Here is a 5237-nt window from a genome sequence, read left to right on the forward strand (position 1 = left end):
TTTTTTGTTTGTTTCAGGTATCAGGCTCTTGCCGCATCATCTGGTGGTGGTGTGGGTGGGGTTTTGGTTGTTTTTCTGAAATTCTTTTTAGGAGAGTTTGATCCTGGCTCAGGACGAACGCTGGCGGCGTGCTTAACACATGCAAGTCGAACGGAAAGGCCTCTGCTTGCAGGGGTACTCGAGTGGCGAACGGGTGAGTAACACGTGGGTGATCTGCCCTGTACTTCGGGATAAGCCTGGGAAACTGGGTCTAATACCGGATAGGACTGCATCGATTGGTGGTGTGGTGGAAAGATGTTTTTCGGTATGGGATGAGCCCGCGGCCTATCAGCTTGTTGGTGGGGTAATGGCCTACCAAGGCGGCGACGGGTAGCCGGCCTGAGAGGGTGGACGGCCACATTGGGACTGAGATACGGCCCAGACTCCTACGGGAGGCAGCAGTGGGGAATATTGCACAATGGGCGCAAGCCTGATGCAGCGACGCCGCGTGAGGGATGACGGCCTTCGGGTTGTAAACCTCTTTCGCTAGGGACGAAGCCATCGCAAGGTGGTGACGGTACCTGGATAAGAAGCACCGGCTAACTACGTGCCAGCAGCCGCGGTAATACGTAGGGTGCGAGCGTTGTCCGGAATTACTGGGCGTAAAGAGCTCGTAGGTGGTTTGTCGCGTCGTCTGTGAAATTCCGGGGCTTAACTTCGGGCGTGCAGGCGATACGGGCATAACTTGAGTGCTGTAGGGGAGACTGGAATTCCTGGTGTAGCGGTGAAATGCGCAGATATCAGGAGGAACACCGATGGCGAAGGCAGGTCTCTGGGCAGTAACTGACGCTGAGGAGCGAAAGCATGGGTAGCGAACAGGATTAGATACCCTGGTAGTCCATGCCGTAAACGGTGGGCGCTAGGTGTAGGGGTCTTCCACGGCCTCTGTGTCGTAGCTAACGCATTAAGCGCCCCGCCTGGGGAGTACGGCCGCAAGGCTAAAACTCAAAGGAATTGACGGGGGCCCGCACAAGCGGCGGAGCATGTGGATTAATTCGATGCAACGCGAAGAACCTTACCTGGGCTTGACATACACCAGATCGCTGCAGAGATGTAGTTTCCCTTGTGGTTGGTGTACAGGTGGTGCATGGTTGTCGTCAGCTCGTGTCGTGAGATGTTGGGTTAAGTCCCGCAACGAGCGCAACCCTTGTCTTATGTTGCCAGCACGTTATGGTGGGGACTCATGAGAGACTGCCGGGGTTAACTCGGAGGAAGGTGGGGATGACGTCAAATCATCATGCCCCTTATGTCCAGGGCTTCACACATGCTACAATGGTCGGTACAGTAGGTTGCGATACCGTGAGGTGGAGCTAATCCTGTAAAGCCGGTCGTAGTTCGGATTGGGGTCTGCAACTCGACCCCATGAAGTCGGAGTCGCTAGTAATCGCAGATCAGCAACGCTGCGGTGAATACGTTCCCGGGCCTTGTACACACCGCCCGTCACGTCATGAAAGTTGGTAACACCCGAAGCCAGTGGCCCAAGCCTTTTTGGTGGGGAGCTGTCGAAGGTGGGATCGGCGATTGGGACGAAGTCGTAACAAGGTAGCCGTACCGGAAGGTGCGGCTGGATCACCTCCTTTCTAGGGAGTTTTTGTTTTTGGTTGTGGAGATGATTATCCGGTGATCAAGGCGCGTACTGGTGAAAGGGTAGGTTGGCTGCTGTTGGGTGTCTGGGGCAACATGGTGTGTCCTTGATGCGATCATGGCTGACGCTTGCTACCGCGTGGTGGTAGGTGGTGGTTGTGGTTGGTGTTGTGTGAGAACTATATAGTGGACGCGAGCATCTTTATTCTTTGTGTTGTTGTTTTTTCTTGTTAAGGCGCATAGTGGATGCCTGGGCATATCAAGCCGATGAAGGACGTGAGAGACTGCGTTAAGCCTCGGGGAGTTGTCAACTAAGCGTTGATCCGAGGATGTCCGAATGGGGAAACCCCGCCATCGTGATGGGTGGTGACCACGTGGTGAATGTATAGCCATGGTGGGGGTGACGCGGGGAAGTGAAACATCTCAGTACCCGTAGGAGAAGAAAACAATAGTGATTTCGTGAGTAGTGGCGAGCGAAAGCGAAGGATGGCTAAACCTGGTGTGTGTGATACGTGGCAGTGGTTGCATGCTGGGTGTTGTGGGGTGTTGTTGTGGTGGTTCTGCCAGACTGCCGCCATGATCTGCGTTGTGAGTCGAAGTCGTGTGGGAACGCGTGCCGTAGAAGGTGAAAGTCCTGTAGGCGAACATGGTGTGGGTGTGGTTGATGATGACCCCGAGTAGCAGCGGGCTCGTGGAATCTGCTGTGAATCTGCCGGGACCACTCGGTAAGCCTGAATACTTGATATGACCGATAGTGGATAAGTACCGTGAGGGAATGGTGAAAAGTACCCCGGGAGGGGAGTGAAATAGTACCTGAAACTGTGTGCTGACAATCCGTCAGAGCCCTTTTTGGTGGGGTGATGGCGTGCCTTTTGAAGAATGAGCCTGCGAGTCAGCGGCATGTTGCTTGGTTAACCCGTGTGGGGGAGCCGTAGCGAAAGCGAATCCTAATGAGGGTGATGTGTGGTGGCATGTCCTGGACCCGAAGCGGGGTGATCTACCCATGGCCAGTGTGAAGCAGCTGTAAGAGGTTGTGGAGGCGCGAACCCACGTAGGTTAAAAACTGCGGGGATGAGTTGTGGGTAGGGGTGAAAGGCTAATCAAACTCCGTGATAGCTGGTTCTCCCCGAAATGCATTTAGGTGCAGCGTTGCGTGTTTCTTGCCGGAGGTAGAGCGACTGGTTGGTTTAGCGGGACTATCATCTTAGCGACATCAGCCAAACTCCGAATGCCGGTAAGTGTAAGCGTGGCAGTGAGACTGTGGGGGATAAGCTTCATAGTCGAGAGGGAAACAGCCCAGATCGCCGGCTAAGGCCCCTAAGGGTGTGCTAAGTGGAAAAGGATGTGGGATCGCGAAGACAGCCAGGAGGTTGGCTTAGAAGCAGCCATCCTTGAAAGAGTGCGTAATAGCTCACTGGTCGAGTGGTTCTGCGCCGACAATGTAGTGGGGCTTAAGTACACCGCCGAAGCCGCGGCAATGACTCCTTTTGGGGGTTGTTGGGTAGGGGAGCGTCGTGCATGTGGTGAAGCCGCCTGGTGATGGTGTGGTGGAGTGTGTGCGAGTGAGAATGCAGGCATGAGTAACGATTGATAAGTGAGAATCTTATCCGCCGTATGACTAAGGGTTCCTGGGTCAAGTTCGTCTTCCCAGGGTGAGTCGGGTCCTAAGGCGAGGCCGTCAGGCGTAGTCGATGGATAACCAGTTGATATTCTGGTACCTGTGAGCACGCGCCCATGATGAATCAGTGATACTAACCATGTGCTACTGGCTGTTGTGTGCCCATCTTTTTGTGGTGGGTTGATGGTTGGTGGTGTGTGGGGCCTGATCTGGTAGTAGTCAAGTGATGGAGTGACGTAGTAGGGTAGCTAAGCCATCTGGTGGTTATGGTGGTGTAAGCGTGTAGCTAGGCATGGAGTGGTAAATCCGCCGTGTTAGTGGTGAGGCGTGATGCGTAGCCCTTATTAAGGGTGATGTTAGTGATCCTGTGCTACCGAGAAAAGCTTCTAGCGATGTGTGTTTACGGCCCGTACCCGAAACCGACACAGGTAGTTGGGTAGAGCATACTAAGGCGTTCGGGTGAACTGTGGTTAAGGAATTCGGCAAAATGCCCCCGTAACTTCGGGAGAAGGGGGGCCATAACTGGTGGTTGGCAAGACCGTGGCTGGTTATGGTCGCAGAGGATAGAGGGAAGCGACTGTTTATCAAAAACACAGGTCCGTGCGAAGACGGTTAAGTTGATGTATACGGACTGACGCCTGCCCGGTGCTGGAAGGTTAAGAGGACCTGTTAAACCCTTTGTGGGTTGAAGCGGAGAATTTAAGCCCCAGTAAACGGCGGTGGTAACTATAACCATCCTAAGGTAGCGAAATTCCTTGTCGGGTAAGTTCCGACCTGCACGAATGGCGTAACGACTTCCCTGCTGTCTCAATCACAGGCCCGGTGAAATTGCAGTACGAGTAAAGATGCTCGTTACGCGCGGCAGGACGAAGAGACCCCGGGACCTTCACTATAGCTTGGTATTGGTGTTCGGTTCGGTTTGTGTAGGATAGGTGGGAGACTGTGAGGCTATCACGCTAGTGGTGGTGGAGTCGTTGGTGAAATACCACTCTGGCCGGATTGGATGTCTGAACCTTGGCCCATGATCTGGGTTGGGGACAGTGCCTGGTGGGTAGTTTAACTGGGGCGGTTGCCTCCTAAATGGTAACGGAGGCGCCCAAAGGTTCCCTCAGCTTGGTTGGTAATCAGGTGTTGAGTGTAAGTGCATAAGGGAGCTTGACTGTGAGACAGACATGTCGAGCAGGAACGAAAGTTGGGACTAGTGATCCGGCACCTCATTGTGGTTTGGGTGTCGCTCAACGGATAAAAGGTACCCCGGGGATAACAGGCTGATCTTCCCCAAGAGTTCATATCGACGGGATGGTTTGGCACCTCGATGTCGGCTCGTCGCATCCTGGGGCTGGAGTAGGTCCCAAGGGTTGGGCTGTTCGCCCATTAAAGCGGCACGCGAGCTGGGTTCAGAACGTCGTGAGACAGTTCGGTCTCTATCCGCCGTGCGCGTGGAAACTTGATGAAAGGCTGTCCCTAGTACGAGAGGACCGGGACGGACGTACCTCTGGTGTGCCAGTTATTGTGCCTATGGTATGGCTGGTTAGCTACGTGCGGGAGGGATAACCGCTGAAAGCATCTAAGCGGGAAGCCTGTTTCGAGATGAGGTTTCTTTTGAGGTTCCCTAGAGATGATGGGGTTGATAGGCCGGGGTTGTACGCCTTGTGAGGGGTTGAGATGACCGGTACTAATTGACCGAAGATTAAAAACAACGAGCACACAAGAGTTGTGTGGTGTTCGCGTCTGCTGTGTAGTGTCTGGCATGACACCACACCCCCCGTTTTGGTTTGGTGGGGTGTGTGTTGTGTTGGTGGGTGTGTTGGTGGTTGATGGTGGCAGGGTCACGCCCGGTCCCGTTCCGATCCCGGTAGCTAAGCCTGTTCACGCTGATGGTACTGCACTCGTGAGGGTGTGGGAGAGTAGGTTGCTGCCAACACTTTATAATTTGATGATGGTGGTGGTGGGTTGATCCTGGTTGGGTTGACCCACCACCACCCCTTTTTTATGC

Annotated in this window: 3 rRNA genes; all 3 read left to right on the top strand. The window is 54.1% G+C overall.

The features are described 5' to 3' along the window. The first annotated feature begins 85 nt into the window (after positions 1-85). Positions 86-1619: ribosomal RNA gene (locus L1O03_RS11450) — 16S ribosomal RNA — on the top strand. Between the two features lie 223 nt (positions 1620-1842). After that, positions 1843-4941, top strand: a 23S ribosomal RNA gene (locus L1O03_RS11455). 106 nt (positions 4942-5047) lie between these two features. Beyond that, positions 5048-5165: ribosomal RNA gene (gene rrf, locus L1O03_RS11460) — 5S ribosomal RNA — on the top strand. The 16S, 23S and 5S rRNA genes sit together here, the layout of an rRNA operon. Positions 5166-5237 lie beyond the last annotated feature (72 nt).

Origin of the sequence: Corynebacterium uropygiale (assembly GCF_021568315.1) — a bacterium.
Lineage (GTDB): Bacteria > Actinomycetota > Actinomycetes > Mycobacteriales > Mycobacteriaceae > Corynebacterium > Corynebacterium uropygiale.